Origin of the sequence: Streptomyces sp. NPDC060205, assembly GCF_042728395.1 — a bacterium.
Lineage (GTDB): Bacteria > Actinomycetota > Actinomycetes > Streptomycetales > Streptomycetaceae > Streptomyces.
In genome coordinates, this window is sequence record NZ_JBHWZP010000108.1 from 1 (window position 1) to 17,228 (window position 17,228).

At 70.2% G+C, this 17,228-nt stretch carries 17 protein-coding genes and 1 pseudogene; 7 read left to right on the top strand and 11 right to left on the bottom strand.

The annotated features are described in order from the left end of the window. Positions 1-765: sulfurtransferase (locus tag ACFWGJ_RS20305; protein ID WP_387326290.1), on the top strand; the 765-nt coding region annotated here is incomplete at its 5' end. Between the two features lie 45 nt (positions 766-810). Here the strand turns inward: ACFWGJ_RS20305 and ACFWGJ_RS20310 are convergent. Beyond that, positions 811-1,230 (bottom strand): winged helix-turn-helix transcriptional regulator, encoded by a 420-nt coding sequence (locus ACFWGJ_RS20310; RefSeq protein ID WP_387326293.1) that lies wholly within the window; start codon positions 1,228-1,230, stop codon positions 811-813. A 197-nt stretch (positions 1,231-1,427) separates the two neighbouring features. Between ACFWGJ_RS20310 and ACFWGJ_RS20315 the strand changes: the two genes are divergently transcribed. Next, positions 1,428-1,778 carry a DoxX family protein gene (locus ACFWGJ_RS20315; RefSeq protein WP_387326296.1) on the top strand — a complete coding sequence of 117 codons (351 nt, stop codon included), beginning with the start codon at positions 1,428-1,430 and terminating at the stop codon, positions 1,776-1,778. A 62-nt stretch (positions 1,779-1,840) separates the two neighbouring features. On the opposite strand, the gene ACFWGJ_RS20320 is transcribed toward ACFWGJ_RS20315, so the two are convergent. The 3 genes and pseudogenes from ACFWGJ_RS20320 to ACFWGJ_RS20330 form a co-directional block, all read right to left on the bottom strand. After that, positions 1,841-2,614, bottom strand: a complete 774-nt coding sequence (locus tag ACFWGJ_RS20320) for a polysaccharide lyase family 7 protein (RefSeq protein ID WP_387326354.1) — start codon at positions 2,612-2,614, stop codon at positions 1,841-1,843. A 36-nt stretch (positions 2,615-2,650) separates the two neighbouring features. Then, positions 2,651-3,514, bottom strand: a pseudogene (locus ACFWGJ_RS20325) (chitinase); the annotation flags it as partial. A gap of 448 nt (positions 3,515-3,962) precedes the next feature. Further along, positions 3,963-4,388, bottom strand: a complete 426-nt coding sequence (locus ACFWGJ_RS20330; RefSeq protein WP_387326299.1) for a Rid family hydrolase — start codon at positions 4,386-4,388, stop codon at positions 3,963-3,965. 149 nt (positions 4,389-4,537) lie between these two features. Here ACFWGJ_RS20330 and ACFWGJ_RS20335 point away from each other — a divergent pair, with 149 nt between their 5' ends. Further along, positions 4,538-5,026, top strand: coding sequence for a MarR family winged helix-turn-helix transcriptional regulator (locus ACFWGJ_RS20335; RefSeq protein WP_387326302.1), 489 nt, complete (start codon positions 4,538-4,540; stop codon positions 5,024-5,026). 85 nt (positions 5,027-5,111) lie between these two features. On the opposite strand, the gene ACFWGJ_RS20340 is transcribed toward ACFWGJ_RS20335, so the two are convergent. Then, positions 5,112-5,993: an SDR family NAD(P)-dependent oxidoreductase gene (locus tag ACFWGJ_RS20340; protein ID WP_387326305.1), complete on the bottom strand. Its 882-nt coding sequence runs from the start codon at positions 5,991-5,993 to the stop codon at positions 5,112-5,114. Then, on the bottom strand, positions 5,990-6,739 hold the full coding sequence (locus tag ACFWGJ_RS20345) for a hypothetical protein (RefSeq protein ID WP_387326308.1): 750 nt from the start codon (positions 6,737-6,739) through the stop codon (positions 5,990-5,992). Before ACFWGJ_RS20345 ends, ACFWGJ_RS20340 begins: the two co-directional genes overlap by 4 nt. A gap of 110 nt (positions 6,740-6,849) precedes the next feature. On the opposite strand from ACFWGJ_RS20345, the gene ACFWGJ_RS20350 reads away from it, so the two are divergent. Next, positions 6,850-7,269 carry a MarR family winged helix-turn-helix transcriptional regulator gene (locus ACFWGJ_RS20350; RefSeq protein WP_387326310.1) on the top strand — a complete coding sequence of 140 codons (420 nt, stop codon included), beginning with the start codon at positions 6,850-6,852 and terminating at the stop codon, positions 7,267-7,269. A 463-nt stretch (positions 7,270-7,732) separates the two neighbouring features. Here the strand turns inward: ACFWGJ_RS20350 and ACFWGJ_RS20355 are convergent, their stop codons facing one another. From ACFWGJ_RS20355 to ACFWGJ_RS20375, 5 genes are all read right to left on the bottom strand, one after another. Further along, the gene (locus ACFWGJ_RS20355) at positions 7,733-8,494 is read right to left on the bottom strand and encodes an isocitrate lyase/phosphoenolpyruvate mutase family protein (protein ID WP_387326313.1); all 762 of its coding nucleotides are present in this window, start codon (positions 8,492-8,494) and stop codon (positions 7,733-7,735) included. A gap of 50 nt (positions 8,495-8,544) precedes the next feature. Further along, positions 8,545-9,873 carry a glycoside hydrolase family 125 protein gene (locus ACFWGJ_RS20360; protein ID WP_387326316.1) on the bottom strand — a complete coding sequence of 443 codons (1,329 nt, stop codon included), beginning with the start codon at positions 9,871-9,873 and terminating at the stop codon, positions 8,545-8,547. Between the two features lie 148 nt (positions 9,874-10,021). Then, a complete protein-coding gene (locus ACFWGJ_RS20365; protein ID WP_387326319.1) occupies positions 10,022-11,065 on the bottom strand; it encodes a LacI family DNA-binding transcriptional regulator in 1,044 nt (347 codons plus the stop codon). Positions 11,066-11,120: 55 nt separating this feature from the next. Next, on the bottom strand, positions 11,121-12,032 hold the full coding sequence (locus ACFWGJ_RS20370; protein WP_387326357.1) for an ROK family protein: 912 nt from the start codon (positions 12,030-12,032) through the stop codon (positions 11,121-11,123). 74 nt (positions 12,033-12,106) lie between these two features. Continuing rightward, complete coding sequence (locus ACFWGJ_RS20375; protein ID WP_387326322.1) at positions 12,107-13,828, bottom strand: class I mannose-6-phosphate isomerase; 1,722 nt, start codon at positions 13,826-13,828, stop codon at positions 12,107-12,109. Positions 13,829-14,121: 293 nt separating this feature from the next. Between ACFWGJ_RS20375 and ACFWGJ_RS20380 the strand changes: the two genes are divergently transcribed. Genes ACFWGJ_RS20380 through ACFWGJ_RS20390 form a run of 3 tightly spaced genes read left to right on the top strand, consistent with a single transcriptional unit; the run spans position 14,122 to position 17,206 of the window. Beyond that, entirely contained in the window at positions 14,122-15,435 is a 1,314-nt protein-coding gene (locus tag ACFWGJ_RS20380; protein ID WP_387326325.1) for an ABC transporter substrate-binding protein, read from the top strand. Further along, positions 15,432-16,388, top strand: a complete 957-nt coding sequence (locus ACFWGJ_RS20385; RefSeq protein WP_387326328.1) for a carbohydrate ABC transporter permease — start codon at positions 15,432-15,434, stop codon at positions 16,386-16,388. Before ACFWGJ_RS20380 ends, ACFWGJ_RS20385 begins: the two co-directional genes overlap by 4 nt. Then, positions 16,385-17,206: a carbohydrate ABC transporter permease gene (locus tag ACFWGJ_RS20390; RefSeq protein WP_387326331.1), complete on the top strand. Its 822-nt coding sequence runs from the start codon at positions 16,385-16,387 to the stop codon at positions 17,204-17,206. The genes ACFWGJ_RS20385 and ACFWGJ_RS20390 overlap by 4 nt, the downstream gene beginning before the upstream one ends. Positions 17,207-17,228: the final 22 nt, after the last annotated feature.

Sequence of the window (17,228 nt, forward strand, 5' to 3'; positions counted from 1 at the left end):
ATCCCGACCTCGGTCAGGTCCGACTTCGCAGGCCGCCCGACGGCCAGGAGCGGCCACCTTCCGCTGCCCGGGCCCGGCGCCGTGCACGCCGCCCTGCGGGCCCACGGCGTCGGGCCCGGCGACGACCTCGTGCTCTACACGCGCCGCGTCGAGGAGCTGTCGTCCGCCGCCCGGGCGTGGTTCGTCCTGACCTGGGCCGGCTTCCGTTCGGTACGCATTCTGGACGGCGGGCTGCCCGCCTGGACGCGTGCGGGCGGCGCGACAGGCCCTGCGGCACAAACGCGACCCCCCGTCCCGGCGCAGGACAGCCACGGCACACCCTCGTTCGAGGGCGGTGGCGGTGGCGGTGGCCGGCGCGTGCTCGGCATCACGGACGTGCAGGAGGTCGCGAACTACGGCACACTGCTCGACTCGCGCCCCATGAGTGCGTACGACGGGGTGCTGGACGATCCCAGGACCGGTCACGTCCCGCACGCGATCCACGCCCCCTCGGCCGAACTGATCGCCCCCGACGGCCTGTTGCGGTCGCCCACCGAGATGCGGAAATGGTTCCTGTCCCATCGGGCGATCGGTGGCCATGAGGTCGGCGCCTACTGCGGCGGCGGTGTGTCCAGCGCGCTGCTGGTGTTCGCCGGAGCGCTGCTGGGGCAGCAGGTGGGCCTGTTCGTGGATTCCTGGTCGGCCTGGGCCCGCGACGCGTCCCTGCCCGTCGAGCAGGGCGCGGCTCCGACCCGCTCGGCGGCCGTCGACACCGACTGCGCGTGAGGGCCCGCCCGGCGCCGTGACCGGGGAACCGTAGCCGCCCCCGCGCTATGTGTCCTTGTCGTCGGCCGCCTCGTGGAAGGCGACGACCGCCTCACCGTTGACCCGTGCCCATTCGGTGAGCTTCCTGATGGGCTCCTCCAAGGTGCGTCCGAGTTCCGTCAAGCCGTACTCCACCCGGGGCGGCGCTTCGGCGTACGCCCGCCGCTCGACGAGCCCGTTGTCCTGGAGGCGGCGCAGCGTCTGCGTCAGCACTTTGCGCGAGACACCTCCGATGAGGTCGACCAGGTCGCCATGGCGCACGGGGCCGTCGGTCAGAGCGAACAGCGTGACCACGGCCCATTTGCTGGAGATGATCTCGATGGCCATGCGGGCGGGGCAGTCGGCGAGGAACACGGTTCCGGGGCGGAGGCTCACGGGCCGAAGGTTACCTTTTGGTACCTGACGGATCCCTAACGTCGAAGGCATGCAGCGCACCACTTCGCAGGACACCGCTCCCAGGCCCGGTGTCCACTCCCCCGCACCGACGTCTCCCTGGGCGCCACCGGTGCGCGACGAGTCCGCGTAATCCGCGTGGCCGGAACGTGGTCTCAGGCGGACGTGCCGAGACCACGGCAGAGCGCGTGTACAACCCCCCTATCCCGCCCGACAGTTGAGGTCTCGCCATGTTCATCACCTATGCCGTCATCGCCGCTCTCATGTCGGCGGTGCTCCTGGCCTCGGCCGGTGCCAAGTTCACCCGGCCGAAGCGGCTCGTCGACCAGATGTCCACCCTCGGCCTGCCGGACGGCGTGCTGCCGTTCCTGGGCGTCGCGCAGATCGCCGGGGCCGTCGGCCTCGTGGTCGGACTCCGGTGGGGCCCCCTCGGCATCGCTGCGGCCGTCGGTCTGACGCTCTACTTCATCGGCGCGGTCGCCACCCACCTGCGCGTCGGCGACTTCAAGGGAACACCCCCGGCAGCCGTCCTCACGGCCACCGCCGTCGCCCTCATCGCACTGCGCACCGCGAGCCTGTGAGAGATCGCCGCTGCCGCCGACGGTCCGGGGGCGCGCACCCGTGGTGCGCACCCCCGGCCTGGTCAGTTGTGGGAGACCGTCAAACCGTAGAAGGCGACGCGGGCCCCCTTCGTGGTGCTGTCCGATGAGGACTGGTTGTAGGAACCGGCCTTGAAGTACTGCTTGTACGGGTCGAACGACGTCGGGATCGTGTAGTGCGTGGTGCTCCCGTTGACGGTCAGGTCGATGGTCCGGCCGCCGGAGACCGCTATGGAGTACGTCCAGGTCTTGCCTAGGGAGACGTGGCCGACGGTGTGCGGGGTCTGACCGCCGGCGGGCGAGTTCTCGATGCCGGCCACGATGTCGCCGTTCGCGCGGTAGTACAGCTCGATGAGCGGCTTGGTGGAGGATCCTCCGGAACCGAGGTGGATCTGGCCCACGCACACGTTGGAGGTCACCGACACGACGCGCAGGGTGGCGTTCATACGGTGGTTGCCGCTGAGCGACCAGTCGGCGGCACTGCCGTTGCGGTTCATCTCCCGCAGTTCGGAGCGGGCGTACTTCGAGTTGGGTGTGGTGACGCCCTTCTCCGGGGCCCAGAAGGTCATCGCTCCGTCCCTGGTGTCGGTGTAGAAGTACGAGTCCTGGAAGCCGTTCGCCCCCTGGAGCCGGGACGAGGAGATGGTGGTCGGTGAGCCGGGAGAGCCGACGGGCTCCTGCAACTGCCATACGGAGAGGTCGAAGTTGCCGCCCGGGGCCTTGTTCGGGTCGGCCGCGGCGGCGCTGCCGGTGCCGAGGACGGCGATCGTACCGACGAGGCCCGCGACAGTGGCGGTGGCCATGGCTTTGAAGCGCATCATGTGGGGTCCTTCGGCGACGAGGAACGGTGGGGGTCAGCCGGTGTACTGGGCGAAGACACGGGTGTAGTCCCAGGCGGCCTGGCCGACGCCGGAGCAGCTCTCGGAGTCGCCGCCGGTGCAGGGCCGGTCGCGGTTCGCGGACCAGAAGGTGAGCCGGGCCAGGTGGTGCTGCTGTGCGTAGCCGAGGATGGTGCGGAAGTCGGCGACGGTGACCTTCTCGTTCTGGTCGGTGACCCCGTTCATGGAGGAGATGCCCATGGTCCGGTAGGCCTGGTCGTCGCTGTAGCCGTACGCCTGCTTCAGCGCGGTTTTGAGGCCTTCGGCGGCGCGCAGGGTCAGGGTGCCCATGTTCTGGCTGCCGCCGTCGAAGTCGAAGGGCATGATGGTCCAGCTGTCGGCCGACAGGCCCGACGCGGCGGCGCGTTTGATCAGGCTCGTGTCGGGGCCGCTCTGCCCGGTGCCGATGGTGATGTGGACCTTCAGGCCCGGGTTGCGGGACTTGACGGTCTTCAGCGCGTCGACGGTGCGCTGCTGCACGGTGGGACTGTCGTACGCGGCGGCCTCGATGTCGATGTCGATGACCTTGAGCGTGTAGGCGTCGACGACCTTCTGGTAGGCGGCGGCGAGTTCGCTCGCGCTGGAGCAGGAACTCTCCAGCTTGTTGCCGCTGTAGCCGCCGAACGACGGGATGGCGTCGCCGCCGCCGTTGCGGATCGTGGTGATGGTGCGCTGGTCGACGCCGCCGGTGAGCGGGCGGCTGCCGTCCCACTGCGGGTTGCAGTAGCCGTTGCTGAGGATGAAGGCGAGGGTGAACGACTTCACGCCGGTGGCCTGGGTGATGGTCGTCGGGCTGGGCGGGTTGCCCCAGCCGTTGTAGAGGTACGGGGCGACGGCGGTCGAGGTGGCTGCCGGGGCGGCGTCGGCGTGCGGGGCGGCGAGGAGACCCGCCGCCAGGGGCAGGACCGCCAAGGCGAGTCCGCCGCGCAGGGCACGGGACTGGGTACGGGTTCGGGTTCGCACGGTCATGGGGGTGATCGCAGCCTTTCGTCAGAAGCAGACGGTGGGGGAGGCTGGTTCATGTCAGTGAACGATGAGTTCACCTGTGAACACGTGGTGTGCGGAGAAACTTAAAGGTCTGAACCAGAGGCGTCAAGAGGTACGGAGCAGGACGACAACAGCCCCCGTCCAGGCGCCCGTTGAAGGGGCCGGAAGGGGGCTCAGCCGAACGCCGATCATGTGGCGGCAGGCGACCAGGACCTCATGTCACCGCACACCGGTCTGCCGCTGCGACGAAGAGGCGCGGTCCAGCTCCCGGCGACTGCGGCTCGGCCGCCGGCGGTGACGGTCAGTTCCCGGAGCCGACGATGGCCGTGACCCGGATCTCCACGCGCATGGCGGCGAGTCCGAGGACCGTGACGCCGCTCTCGGTCCAGATCGGCGCGCGGCCACCCATGCGGAGGCGGAACTGCTCGGCCATGACCGCGTTGTGATCGTCGCCGATGGCCTCGTCCCCCGGCGCGACCTTGTGGTACGAGTTGACATGGATGACGTCCTTCCAGGTCGCGCCGACCGTGGCGAGGGTGCGCTCCACATTGTCGAAGGCCCGGACGATCTCCTCCTCAAGCGAGTCGGGGATGACCAGGTCGTCATCCACTCCGGCCTGACCGGAGATCTCGACCCGGTCGTCGACACGGACGGCCCCGCTGTAGCCGAGGGCCTGGTGCAGCTTCTCTCCGTAGCCCGGAACGACGCCGAAGGTGACTGTGCTCATGACGTTTCCTCTTCCAGTCCATAGGGGCGCGTTAGCCCATTGATGAGTTCACGCGTAAAGTGAAGTTACCACGCATTGACTTCAAGCGTAAAGTGATGGCGGGCGTCGCCGGAGAGACGGGAAGATCGATGAGCAGCACGGGAGGGTCCATGAGCGGCACGGACGAACACGAGGACGACGAGGAGCTGCGCTGGCTCGACGAGCAGGAGAAGGCCGCGTGGACGGGGATGATCTCCCTTGTCCTGCTGCTGCCCGGCAAGCTGGAGTCACCGCTGCGGCAGGAACACGGGCTCACTCTGTTCGAGTACCTCGTGCTCAGCCACCTCTCCGAGGCCCCGCGGCGCACACTGCGGATGGGAGAGCTCGCCTTCCTCGCCAGCGGGTCGCTCTCCCGCCTGTCCAACGTCACCAAACGCTGTGAGCAGCGCGGCTGGGTCGCACGGGCCCCTGACCCGGCCGACGGCCGTTACACCCTCGCCGAGCTCACCGACGCCGGCTTCGACATCGTGCGCCTGGCAGCGCCCACCCACCTGCGGGCCGTACGCCGCATCGTGCTCGACGCGCTCAACACCACCGACCAGAAGGCGCTCATCCGCATCGCACAGAAACTCCGCATCGTCCCCGACGATTTCGGCTGACAGCCGTCCCCCGCGACAACGATCCGAGACGAGCCGGCACCGAGACAGGCACAGGTCGGGCCAGGTCAGGTCAGGTCGGGCCAGGTCAGGTCAGGTCAGGCCGATTCGTCGGCAGAGGCAGGAGACCCAGCACGCGGGCCGTGCGTTCGTAGACCCTGGCCGCCAGTGCCTCGTCCCGGGCCGGTTCGGGTGGGCTCACGGTTGCTTTCCTGGTGAAGAATCCGCCGTTCGGAGTCGGGGGTGTCCGGGCCACGGCAAGGCGGACCGGGACGCCGGCCGCTTTCTCCGGCGCTCGGGCGAACAGTCCGCTCGCCAGTGACGCGGCCTTCAGCAAGCCGCCGGACTTGCTGTTGAACGCCGTTCTGACGACACCGGGGTTGGCACTGTAGGCGTGCATTCCGGCCGGCAGCCTGGCCGCGAGCGCGGTGGTCGCCAGTACGCCGGTGAGCTTGGCCGTGCCGTACACCGTGATCTGCGAAAAACGGTCACGGAAGGAGACACCGGTGACGTCCGGGGCATCGGGGTCGACACGGCCGCGAGTCACGAGGTCGCTGGAGATGTTGATGATGCGGGCGCCGGGAGCCAACTGCCCGTCGGCGAGCAGCAGATGACTCAGCTGGAACGGCGCGAGGTGGTTCAGCGCGTGGGTGCGCTCCACGCCGTCAGCGGTCTCCGCGTAGTGCGAGAAGGCAGCGCCCGCATTGTTGACGAGTACGTCGACCTGGCCGACGGTGTCGCGCAGTCGTGGCACGAGCGCTCGGACGGCTGCGCGGTCCACGAGGTCCGCGTGGAGGGCGTGGACCTCGCTCGCCCGCGCATGCGCCGCCAGTGCGCGCAGGGCCGCCTGCGCGCTGGGCGCATCGCGGGTCACGGCGACGACCTGGAATCCGGCGGCCAGCAACTGCAGGGCTGTGGCCTGTCCGAGGCCACCGGCCGCGCCTGTGACCACGGCAGTCGGGGTGTTCACGGACGGTGCTCCTCGTTCAGGGACGGGACGTGCAGGGTGACATCGGCCCGGTGGCCGGCGGCGATCGGCCGCACGGTCGGCCAGCTTCCGGGCGAGCCCTTGGTCAGCCGGATCTCGACATCGTTGGCATTGACGAACGGACTGCGCCCACGCTCGGCATAGGGCGGCAGCGCCTGTATGCGGGCGGCGAAGTCGTCGGAGAAGTACAGCTCGGTCGTCAACAGGGGCTTGTCGGCCAGGCTGACCCGGACGTGGATGTGGACGGTGCGCGGGGTGTACCAGCCGGGCACGATGGTCTGGAACTCCGCCCGGCCGTCACCGTCGGTGGTCTGCTCACCCCGCAGGAAGGTCGCGTCGTCCGTCGGCCGGAACCGGCGCAGCGTCAGGGACACGAGCGCGGGGAACTTGTCCGCGCCGTAGCGCTGGTAGCCGGAGTAGATCCCGTGCGCGTCGCAGTGCCAGACCTCGACGGTCGCGTCCGGCACCGGCGTCAGCGTGCCCACCTCGACCGCCCGGACGCGGAGCAGCAGCGGGGCTCCCTCACGGCCTTCCCTGATGTCGCGCCGGTGCGGCGATCCGCTCACGTAGTACGGCCCGTTCCCCGAGCTCGCGGTGGTCCGGTCGGCGTCGATGGTGGTCGCGTGCTGCAGATACGCCTGGTTGTCGATCCGGCCCAGTACAGCCGTCAGGACCCGTCGACGCACTCGGTCGCGCATCGTTCGCGGCCGTTCTCCGGTCACGTTCATGACCGTCCCTCCACCCATGTATTACTTGGACGCTCCAAGCATTATTCCGCCACCTTGCCGACAGAAGCTTGGAGTTGTCAAGCATTGGAGAGTCCAAGTAGTGTGCTGGAATGGACGGTGAGGCTTTGACGTATCAGCTGTTGCGGCTCGTACACGCCATGGACGGGGCGACGAATGACGCGATCCGTGACGTGATGGCCGAACTCGGACTGACCCATCCCTTGGCCGACGCCCTGTGGCAGCTGGACCCGGACGCGCCTCCCCCGTCCATGCGTCAGATGGCCGCCAGGTTGCACTGCGATCCGTCGACCGTGACGTTCCTCGCCGACCGGCTGGAGCAGTTGTCCTATGTCAGCCGCGCTCCGGCGCTCAACGACCGGAGGACCAAGGCGCTCCACCTCACCGAGCAGGGGCGCACAGCCAGGCAGCAGCTCGTCCACGCGGCCTCTGCGCGCACGCCCCTCACCCACTTGACCGTTGCCGAGCAGCGTCAGCTGCACCGGCTGATGACCAAGGCGATGACCGACTAGAATGCGCCACCCGCCATCGGCCGATGAAACACAGCCGGTCAGCCAGTCGGCCGATCAGACGGTCCACGGCGGCACCGGCAGCGTCCGCGGCGAGCCCCCGCAGCGGAACCGCCGCCGGGGTCATCCGCGGGAAGGGGGCCGCGTGCGGAAGTTGACGGTCCCGGTCGTACGGCCACCAGTACCCGGCGACACCGGACCGGAGCGCCAGGCGCGCGGCCTGGGGGCCACCAGCGGGCTGAATCCGTGGCGCACCTGCCCAGTCGCGCCGATCAACGGCGGCGCGAACTCCCTTGCGGGAGAAGGGGGTTGCGGGCAGACGCCCATGCTCGACAGGCCCTGTCCCTCGGCGTCGTGACCGAGGGGGCCACCGTGACCTCGTGCCCGCCGTCTGCCAGCCGGCGCCCAAGTCCCGTACTCAGCAGCGTGGGGCGCCCCCAGGGGCGCCCCACGTTCGATCAACTCGTCAGGGTGCCCAGGGCCCGAGCATGTCCTTGATCGTGTCCGTCAACGCGATCTGCAGCAGCGGACCGTAGGTGATACGGCCGACGCCGAGACGGCGGAAGCGTTCAAGGTCGTGCTTGACGGGATGCGCCGTGGAGTTCACGGGAATGGCGACGGCACCGATCACCGCCGTGAGCAGTTCGTCGTTGTCCTGGATGCCCACCGGGTAGACGCTGTCGGCGCCGGCCTGCTCCAGGGCCCGCAGCCGCTCGATCGCCTCGTCGAGGACACCGGCGGCGTCCTTCGCATGGATGAAGAGATCGGTGCGCCCGTTGACCCACACCGGGACGCCCGCGTCGTCGGCCGCCGCGCGCAGGCCGGCGATGTAACTCGCGTGCTCCTGCGTGCTGCGCACGCGTCCGCCGTCCGAGTGGACGGTGTCCTCGACGTTGAGGCCGACGCCGCCGACCTCGATGAGTCCGGCGATGAGATCCGCGGGCTTCTGTCCGTATCCGGCCTCCAGGTCGACGGACACGGGGACGTCGACGGCCGCGATGATCGGCCTGACGGCGGCCAGTACTTCCTCGAAGGTCTGCCCCTCGTGGTCCTCGGCCCCCCGGGAGTCGGCAAGCGGGTGGCTGCCGATCGTCAGCGCGGGGAACCCGGCGGCGACTGCCGTGCGGGCCGACCAGGCGTCCCAGACGGTCGGCAGCACGAGCGGCCGGTGATCGGCATGAAGCTGCTTGAGGCGTTGAGCACGCTCTACTTTGGTACGAAAGTCCATGTCCAGAACCTACCTCCGGATCGCCTCCGACCACGAGCGGGCCGGCAGGTTCACGCCGGGGGCGCGGGCGGGCGCGGAGCAGGGTGGGACCACAGGGAGCGGGTCCCGAGGCCCGCCACGTCCAGGGCCAGTTCCGCGTACATCGCGTTGGCCCAGGAGAACCAGTGCCGGGTGAACCGGCTCGGATCGTCCTTGTGGAAGGACTCGTGCATGGCACCGGTGCCCGCGTCGGTGTCCGCCAGCATGCGCAGCGCCGCGAGCCGCGCCGTGTCGTCGTCGCCGGTCAGCCCTTCCACCGCGATGGCGATCGGCCAGATGTGGTCCTCGGGGGTGTGCGGGCTGCCCACTCCCCGGGCCGCGCTCCCCCGGTACCAGGTCGGGTTGGCCGGGGAGAGGACGAACGCACGCGTGGCGCGGTACAGCGGGTCGGTGGTGGCCACGTTCGCGACCAGCGGCAGGGACAGGAGGCTCGGCATGTTGGCGTCGTCCATCAGGAGGGCGTTGCCGAGGCCGTCCACCTCGTAGGCGTAGATGGTGCCGTGGTCGGGGTGGTCGACCGTTCCGTGGCGTGCGACTCCTTCCCGCAGCTCGGCCGCCAGTGCGGTGGCGTCAGCAGCCAGTGCCGTGTCGCCGGCCTGCTGTGCCATCTCGGCCGTCCCGTCGAGGGCGGCTGCCGCGCACAGGTTCGCGGGCACGTTGTACCCGTACGTACAGGCGTCGTCGCTCGGCCGGAATCCGCTCCAGGTCATTCCGGTCCGGGCGACGGGCGTTCCCCGGCCGTCGCCGGGCAGGGTGTCGCTCGCCGGCCCGGACGACCGGAGAAAACGGTAGGAGGACCGGTGCGCGTGGTCCTGCTCGGTGCGCCACACAGTGAGCACGGCGTGGGCGGTGCGCACCGCCCCATCGAGGTGGTCGGTGCGGCCGGTGGCCCGCCAGAAGCGGTGGGCGAGCAGGAGCGGGAAGGCCAGGGAGTCGACTTCGTACTTCTCCTCCCAGACCCAGGGGTCCTCGCACAGGTCGTCACCGTCGTGGGCGTGTCCCGAGGCTTCGGGGTTGAAGGCGTTCGCGTACGGGGCGCGCCGGATCTGGTCGAACTGGCGCCGCAGTACGGCCGCCACCAGGTCCTGCAGTCCCTTGTCGTCCTTCAGGAGCGCGAGGTAGGGCATCAGCTGGGTCGACGAATCGCGCAGCCACATGGCGGGGATGTCGCCGGTGACCACGAAGGCGCTGCCGTCGGGCATCGGCCGGATGGTGCGCGCGAGGGTGTCGTCGAGGCAGCGCACCAGCAGCTGTCCGTGGCGCGGGTCGCCGAGGGCGTCGAGGTGCCGCACCGCGCGCCGAACCAGCGGATGGTCCTCGACACTTGTGGGGAACTGCATGGTCGGCCCTTCTCTTCACATGCCATGTGTGGCGTGCCGTATGTCGTGTCTTCACATGCCGTGTGGCGTGCCGTATGTCGTGCCGTGACACGCGACGAGTCACGTGACACGTCACGTATGTCGTCACGTGACACGTTGCGCGGCCTGCCTACGTGTCGTTCCGCCGTGTGCCGAGGGGACGGTCGTCGGCGTGGACCCCATGGCGGACGACGCGCGTGGGGATCGTGACGCGGCGCGAAGGTGGCTGTTCCGCGTCCTTGTGGCCCAGGCGGTCGACGAGCAGCCGTGCGGCTTCCCGGCCGATCTCGTCGGCGTCGTAGGAGACGAGGGTCAGCGGCAGACCGAGGACGTCGGACAGGTCGAAGTCGTCGAAGCCCGCCAGGGGCAGGGTGACTCCCGACTTGTGCAGGGCCCGGATGGCTCCCTGGCTGATGCGGTTGTTGGTGCAGAACAGCGCCGCGGGGGCGTCGGGACGGCCCAGCAGTTCGAGGGTCGCCGCCTCGGCTGTCCCGGCGTCGACGAGGCCCTGCCGGATGATGGCGCCGTCGGGCTCGACGCCGGCCTCGTCGTGTGCCGCCCAGAAGCCGCGCAGCCGTTCGGCCCCGGTGTAGAGCGAGGGCGGATTGCCCAGGAAGGCGATGCGGGTGTGCCCCTCGGCCAGCAGGCAGGCGGTGGCCTCGCGGGCCCCGTGGAAGTCCTCGACCAGCACGCAGTCGGTGTCGAGTCCTGCGGGCGGCCGGGCGGCGAGCACGACGGGCACGTGGCGCATGGCGGCGGCCAGGTGCTGCTGTCTGCTGCCCGCGGGGACGACGATGAGCCCTTCGACCTGGTGGTCGATGAGGCCGTCGACGAGGCCGGGCTCCCGGTCGGCCTGCTCGGCGGAGTTGCTGAGGACCATCCGGAAGCCGTACTCGGTGGCGACTTCCTGGACGCCGAGTGCGAGCCGCGAGTAGAAGGGGTTGGCGAGGTTGGTGACGACGAGGCCGATCATCCCGCTGCCGCCGAGCCGCAGGCTGCGCGCGGTCTCGTTGCGGCGGTAGCCCAGCCGGTCCACCGCGGCGAAGACGCGTTCCCTGGTCGCCTCGGACACACCGGGGTCGTTCTTCAGCACGCGGGAGACGGTCATGGCGCTGACCTCTGCGAGCTTCCCGACGTCGTGCATGGTCGGCCCGCCGCCTCGACGAGCGGTCATGCCCGTCCCCCCTTCTCCGTCGGCCTGCGGCGGCGACCTCGCCCCTGACCGGTCCTCATGACGTGCCCGCCGCGCTCCGCACCCAGTGCGCGGCCCCGATCAGCGGTGCCGCCGCGGGCTGCCGGGCCGGCAGAACGCGTACGGGCGCTCTGTCGGCCTGAGCCAGTCCCCGGGCGAACGCCGGATGGATCAGGTCCCACGACTGCGCCATGGAACCGCCGACGACGACCGCGGTGGCCCCGAAGCGGTCGATCCACGGGGCCAGGGCCCTGCCGAGGGCGTCGAAAGCGTAGCGGAAGGCCTCCGCAGCGGCGGTGTCGCCCTGCTCGGCCGCCGCGGCGATCTCGTGGACGTCCGGCAGGGCGGACTCCTCGCCCGGGTCCGGCTCGTGGTGCGGTGCCGCGAGCCGGGCGTGGTGGAGGCGGATGGCGCGGCGCGAGACCGTGTCCTCCAGCGGACGGCCGTCGATGTCCAGCCGGTGCACATGACCGGCGGGCGGCACGTCGGGGCCGTCGTGCACGGGCCGCCCGTCACGCAGGAAGGAGGAGCCGATGCCCGTGCCCAGCGTCAGGCACACCACACGGTCGTGTCCTTCGGCCGCCCCGGCCCGGTGCTCGCCGAGGGCGAAGGCGTCGGCGTCGTTGAGGAAGCACAGCCGCTCGGCCCGGTCGAGGAGGCGCCGGCGCAGTCCGGCGCCCACGTCCACGCCGGACAGGGACTCGAACTTGCCGATCCCGGTGAAACGGCCGACCCCGGTGTCGTAGTCGAAGGGTCCGGGCATCGCCACACCCCACAAGGAGCCGTGTCCGACCGGCAGTTGCAGCGCGGTCAGGGCGATGTCGTCGAGGATGCCGTCGGCGTCGGCGTGCGAACCGAGCGGTCTGCGGATCACCGAGGACGGCACGCAGTGGCCGGAAGCGGGATCGACGAGCGCCGCGGTGACGTGCGTACCGCCGACGTCGAGCACGGGGACGGGAACGGGGGCGGGGACCGGCGCGGCCGGTCGTCCCGCGGAGGCCGCGGGGTCCGCGGGGGCCGCCGTCACGGCTCGACCACCAGCGCCTTCACGATCCGCACCTCGTCGCCGCCCACGGAGCGCACCCGGTAGGCGCCCACCGCGGCGGGGACCGTGAGGGTCTCCGCGTAGGCCAGGAAGTGGCTGCGTCCGTCCTGGGTCTCGATGACGGCTCCCTGGCCGGCGGCGACGTTGAGGATGTGGAAGCGGCCCGCGGTGTCGTCGGTGATGCCGGCCTCCGGGGCGACGACCAGCCGGTGGACGGCGTAGAACATCTCGGGCAGCGCGCCGATGACCTCCTCGCGCCAGCCCTCGCCGGTGCGCAGCGTACGCGGCTGCTGGATCAGGTCCTTCACCACGTCCTCCCCGCGCCGGGCCGTGTCCAGGTTGGCGAAGCCGTGCTCGTAGGGCAGCGGCCGGGACGCCCCGGCGGCGTCCTTGCGCAGCCAGTCGTACAGGCGCAGCGAGTACAGGTACGGGGTCGCGCTCACCTCCAGGACCAGGTTGCCCGCTCCGGAGGCGTGCGGGGTGCCCGCGGGGATCATGAACAGCTGCCCCTGGACCGACTCGTGCGTCTGTATGTGGTCCTGGACGGGCAGCGGGGTGCCGTCGGCGATGGCCTCCTCCACCTGGCGGCGCATGACGTCGGGGTCCGCGTCCTCGGTGAGGCCGAGCAGCACCTGGGCACTCTCCTCATGCGCCGTGACGTAGTACGTCTCGTGCTGGGTGTACGGCCAGCCGAACACCTCCCGCATGTACTGCTCACGTGGGTGGAGGTGCAGGGAGAGGTTGCCGCCGCCCATCGTGTCGAGGTAGTCGAAGCGGATCGGGAAGGAGGTGCCGAACCGGCGGTGCACCTCTTCGCCGAGCATGGCCTCGGGGTGCTCGACGCACAGCAGCTGGAACGGGATCTCGACCTGCGCCCCGCCCTTCTCGCCGACGAGGACGCCCGCTTCGGGGGCGATCAGTTCGTAGCCGAGGGCGGTGTTGCCCGCCTGCGGGGTGAAGCCCAGTTCGCTCGCCGCCCACTGGCCGCCCCAGGGCGTGGAGTTGAAGTACGGGCGGGTGCGGACGGGCCCGTGGGCCAGGTGGCGCAGTGTGCCGCGCAGCGCGGTGCCGTCCAGGGAGGCGGGGGCCGCCGGGTCCTGCGTGTCGATCCACCGGTCGACCCGCCCGGCGATCGCGTCGCGGTGGCGGTCCAGCACGGGCCAGTCGGTGTAGAAGAGCCGCACCAGGTCGCCCGGTTCGCCGGGGCGTCCCAGGTTGGCGCCGACCGGCAGCCGGCCCCCCGCCACGGCGGCTTCGGCGTACCGCTTGGGCAGGTCGGCGTACCAGAGCAGGTCCGGTTCGCAGAGCGCGGCGCCCGGCCCGAAGACCAGCAGCACGCGGTCTCCCGTGGGCCTTTCCGGCCGGGGCGCGGAGTCGAAGAGGTCGGCGGCCTCCGCCTGCGACAGCGGGGTGAAGAACGGGTCGTCTGCGGGCAGGGGCCGGGCGGCGATCCGTTCGGCGGCGGAGGGCGCGTAGTGATCGCGTACGTCCGATCGCTGTGCCTCCCGGCCGGCTCGGCGCACGGCGGCTGTGAGGCCGTCGGCCAGGGCGTCCCAGTCCAGCGCGGCAGGACCGTCCACCGCCAGGACGAGGGGACCGGGCGGCAGCGCGGCGACCGCGGCCGGCCACCCCTCGGTCACCTGCCCGTCGACCGGTTCGTAACTGGGGTGGGGGTCGTACGAACGAGACGCGGACTGCACATCTGCTCCTCACTGGGCTCTGTCGGTGCGTTAACGATAACAATGCCTGTCCGAGAGAGTCCATCCTCGGCCGGGGGTCAATTGATTCGGCATCCAGCTTCGCAAGCTGGCCTTTTCACCGGGCAAGAGTCCGCACCCGCTTCTTGTACCTACCAGACTCTTGCCACTGCGGGGATGTTGTCGTTAACTTCCACGCAACACCCCACTCGGCAACCCCGGGCGTTCCGGGACACTTCTGTGCCCTGTGGTTCACATCCGGCCATGCACATGGCTCGCTTCCGTGAAGGTGATCAATGTCAGCATCGGGCAGGACCCGAAGTGCGGCCGCGCCGCTCGGCCGGCGCCGCCTTCTTGCCGGGACGGCCGCGGGCGCGGCCACGCTCGCCGTGGGAGGCTGCGCCCGCGGAGACAGCACGTCGGCGCAGCCGGGGACCACGAGCATCTCCAACGACAACGCGACCTGGGACGACGGCTACCGTGCGGCCGGACGCGAACTGGAGAAGATCACCGGCTATGCGCTGCGGCCGCTGTCGAACCCCTCGGTGACCTCGTACCAGCAGGTCGTGCAGATGACGCTGCAGACGTCGAAGGCCACCGATCTGGTCAAGTGGGCCTCGGGCTACCAGCTCAAGCGCCTCGCCCGCGCCGGCGGCCTGACCGACCTGTCCGGCGTCTGGGGGAAGTACCAGGCGAAGGGATGGGTGCGCGGGGCCTCGCGGGACGCGGTGTCGTACCGGGGGAAGGTGTACGGCATCCCGCTGTACGAGTCGTACTACGTGCTGTTCTACAGCAAGCCGGTGTTCAAGAAGCTCGGGCTGTCGGAGCCGCGGAGCTGGGACGAGCTGCTGCGCTGCGCCGAGGTCCTCAAGCGCAACAAGATCACGCCCTTCCTGGCCAGTCAGGTCGGCGGCTGGCCCGCGATCGAGTGGTTCCAGGAGCTGGTCACCAAGGTCGACCCGCGCTTCTACCGGAAACTGGTCGCGGGCGAGGCCTCGTACACCGATGCCCCCGCCCGCGAGGCGATGGACATCTGGCACGACTTCATGCGCAAGGGCTGGATGACGTCACCCGACTTCGACCAGGCGCGGGGCCCGGGTGCGCTGAAGGCCGGGACGGTCGGCATGTTCCTGCACGGCACCTGGCAGGCGCAGGGCATGACCGCGGCGGGCATGAAGCCGGGCACGGACTACGGAGCGTTCATCCTGCCCACCGTGCGGTCCGCGACGCCGAAGAGTGTGATCGCGGAGTCGGGCGTCTTCACCGTTCCCGCCCGCGCCTCCTCGCACGACGCCGCCCTGGCGAACGTCGGCTCGTGGCTCGCCCCGCCCGTCCAGCGGGTGTGGAGCGACTTCCTTCAGGACAGCTCCGCCAACCCGACGGTCCGGTCGGACAACCCCGTGGTGGCCGAGCTGCAGCGCGATGTCGCCAAGGAGCGCCGGATCCCGCTGATCCGCTACTGGGAGGCCAGCCCGCCGAGCCTCATCCAGGGCAACACCAACGACCTGGGCGGGTTCATGGCCGGGCAGACCTCGCCGGAGACCACGCTGCGCCGGATGCAGGAACGTGCACAAGACGAATGGGCAGCCTGGAGGCGCGACGAGGCATGAGCACTTCTACGACCGACCGACCCGCCACCGGCGGGAGCAGACGGACACCGCCCGTCGGCGGACGGCCGCGAACCGCGGAGCGGCACACCTGGATCGGCAGGCGTGAGCGTCTGACGGCCGGGGGGTTCATGGCGCCGTCCGTGCTCCTGGTCGCGGTGTTCCTGCTCGCCCCGTTCGTATGGACCATCCACCGCAGCTTCTTCGCCGACACCCGGACCTCGCCCTTCAGCTGGTTCGACAACTACACCCGGTTCGCCTCCGACCCGGCCCTGACCCGCTCGATCCAGAACACGCTCCTGTGGGTCGTGGGCACGGTCGTGCTCCCCTTCGTGCTCGGCCTGGCCATCGCCTGCATGACCGACGCCACCCGCTTCTCGCGCCTGGCCCGGCTGTGTGTCGTCCTTCCCTACGCGCTGTCGGGCTCCGCGGTGGCGGTGGTCTGGAACTTCATGCTGACCACCGACGGCGCCGTCAACCAGGTACTGACCTCGGTGGGCCTCGACTCGTTCGCGCAGGGGTGGCTGCTGACCTGGCCGGGCAACACCCTGGTGATGATCCTCGCCAACGCCTGGCAGGCGACCGGCGTGGCCGTCATCCTCTTCCTGGTCGGACTCCAGTCCATCCCCCCGGAGACCCTGGAGGCCGGCTCGCTGGACGGCGCGGGCAGCTGGCAGCAGTTCCGCCACATCGTCCTGCCGCAGCTGCGGCCCGTGTCAATCATCGTGATCGGTATGAGCCTGGTGAACGGCCTCAAGTCGTTCGACCTGATCTGGGTGCTCACCCAGGGCGGCCCGGGACGGGCCACGGAGACCCTCGCGGTGTCCATGTACAACGAGACCTTCCTGGAGCTGCGGCCCGGCGCGGGAGCGGCGATCGCCGTCGTCCTGACCGTCATCGTCCTGGCGGCCTCCTGGCTCTACCTGCGCCGTCAGCTCGATGTGAAAGGCGAATGACCATGTCCCTCGGCCGCGTCCTGCGCACCGGCACCGTCGCGGTGCTCGCCCTGCTCTGGCTGGTCCCGACCTGGCTCCTGGTGGTCAACGCCCTGGTGCCGGCGGAAAGTTACTCGGGCAGCCCGCACTGGCTCCCCACGGAGTTCGGGCTCTTCGACAACATGTCCCAGGCCTGGGACAGGGCCAACCTCGGGCCGGCGTTCGGCAACAGCCTGCTGTACTCCGTCGTCAGCGCGCTGGCCGCCGCCGTCCTGGCCGCGGGCGCCGCCTTCGCCACGATCATCATGCCGGTGAAGCACCGGGCCCTGTGGTTCTGGGTGATCTACTCCGGCACGCTCCTGCCCCTGCAGGTCTTCATCCGCCCGCTGTTCCTGTCGTACGCGGAGTCGTCCCTCTACGACACCCAGTTCGGGCTCGTCCTGATCTACACGGCGATCGCGATCCCCTTCGCCTTCTTCGTCATGCGCAACTACGCCCTCACCCTGCCGAAGGAGGTCGTGGAGGCCGCGCGCCTGGACGGCGCGTCCTGGTGGCGGCTGTTCTGGCAGATCCATGTGCCGCTCACCAGGTCCGCGATGATCGCCGTGTTCGTGTTCCAGTTCGTGGCCGTGTGGAACGACCTCATGTTCGGCATCACGCTGACCACGAGCCGCAACATCCGGCCGGTCATGGCCGCGCTCGCCGACCTCCAGGGCAACTACTCGAACGTCGGCCCCCCGGTCGTGCTGGCCGGCGCCCTCCTGGTCTCCCTGCCGACGCTGGTGCTGTTCTTCTCCGCCCAGCGCTTCTTCATCAGCAGCCTCAGGATCCACCGCTGAGCCCGTACGTCTTCTCCGTACG

Bases quoted from the DNA above. Each gene is read 5' to 3' on its own strand.
- ACFWGJ_RS20310 (WP_387326293.1), bottom strand. From the start codon at position 1,230: ATGCCTTCGACGTTAGGGATCCGTCAGGTACCAAAAGGTAACCTTCGG.
- ACFWGJ_RS20315 (WP_387326296.1), top strand. From the start codon at position 1,428: ATGTTCATCACCTATGCCGTCATCGCCGCTCTCATGTCGGCGGTGCTC.
- ACFWGJ_RS20320 (WP_387326354.1), bottom strand. From the start codon at position 2,614: ATGCGCTTCAAAGCCATGGCCACCGCCACTGTCGCGGGCCTCGTCGGT.
- ACFWGJ_RS20330 (WP_387326299.1), bottom strand. From the start codon at position 4,388: ATGAGCACAGTCACCTTCGGCGTCGTTCCGGGCTACGGAGAGAAGCTG.
- ACFWGJ_RS20335 (WP_387326302.1), top strand. From the start codon at position 4,538: ATGAGCGGCACGGACGAACACGAGGACGACGAGGAGCTGCGCTGGCTC.
- ACFWGJ_RS20345 (WP_387326308.1), bottom strand. From the start codon at position 6,739: ATGAACGTGACCGGAGAACGGCCGCGAACGATGCGCGACCGAGTGCGT.
- ACFWGJ_RS20350 (WP_387326310.1), top strand. From the start codon at position 6,850: ATGGACGGTGAGGCTTTGACGTATCAGCTGTTGCGGCTCGTACACGCC.
- ACFWGJ_RS20355 (WP_387326313.1), bottom strand. From the start codon at position 8,494: ATGGACTTTCGTACCAAAGTAGAGCGTGCTCAACGCCTCAAGCAGCTT.
- ACFWGJ_RS20360 (WP_387326316.1), bottom strand. From the start codon at position 9,873: ATGCAGTTCCCCACAAGTGTCGAGGACCATCCGCTGGTTCGGCGCGCG.
- ACFWGJ_RS20365 (WP_387326319.1), bottom strand. From the start codon at position 11,065: ATGACCGCTCGTCGAGGCGGCGGGCCGACCATGCACGACGTCGGGAAG.
- ACFWGJ_RS20380 (WP_387326325.1), top strand. From the start codon at position 14,122: ATGTCAGCATCGGGCAGGACCCGAAGTGCGGCCGCGCCGCTCGGCCGG.
- ACFWGJ_RS20385 (WP_387326328.1), top strand. From the start codon at position 15,432: ATGAGCACTTCTACGACCGACCGACCCGCCACCGGCGGGAGCAGACGG.
- ACFWGJ_RS20390 (WP_387326331.1), top strand. From the start codon at position 16,385: ATGACCATGTCCCTCGGCCGCGTCCTGCGCACCGGCACCGTCGCGGTG.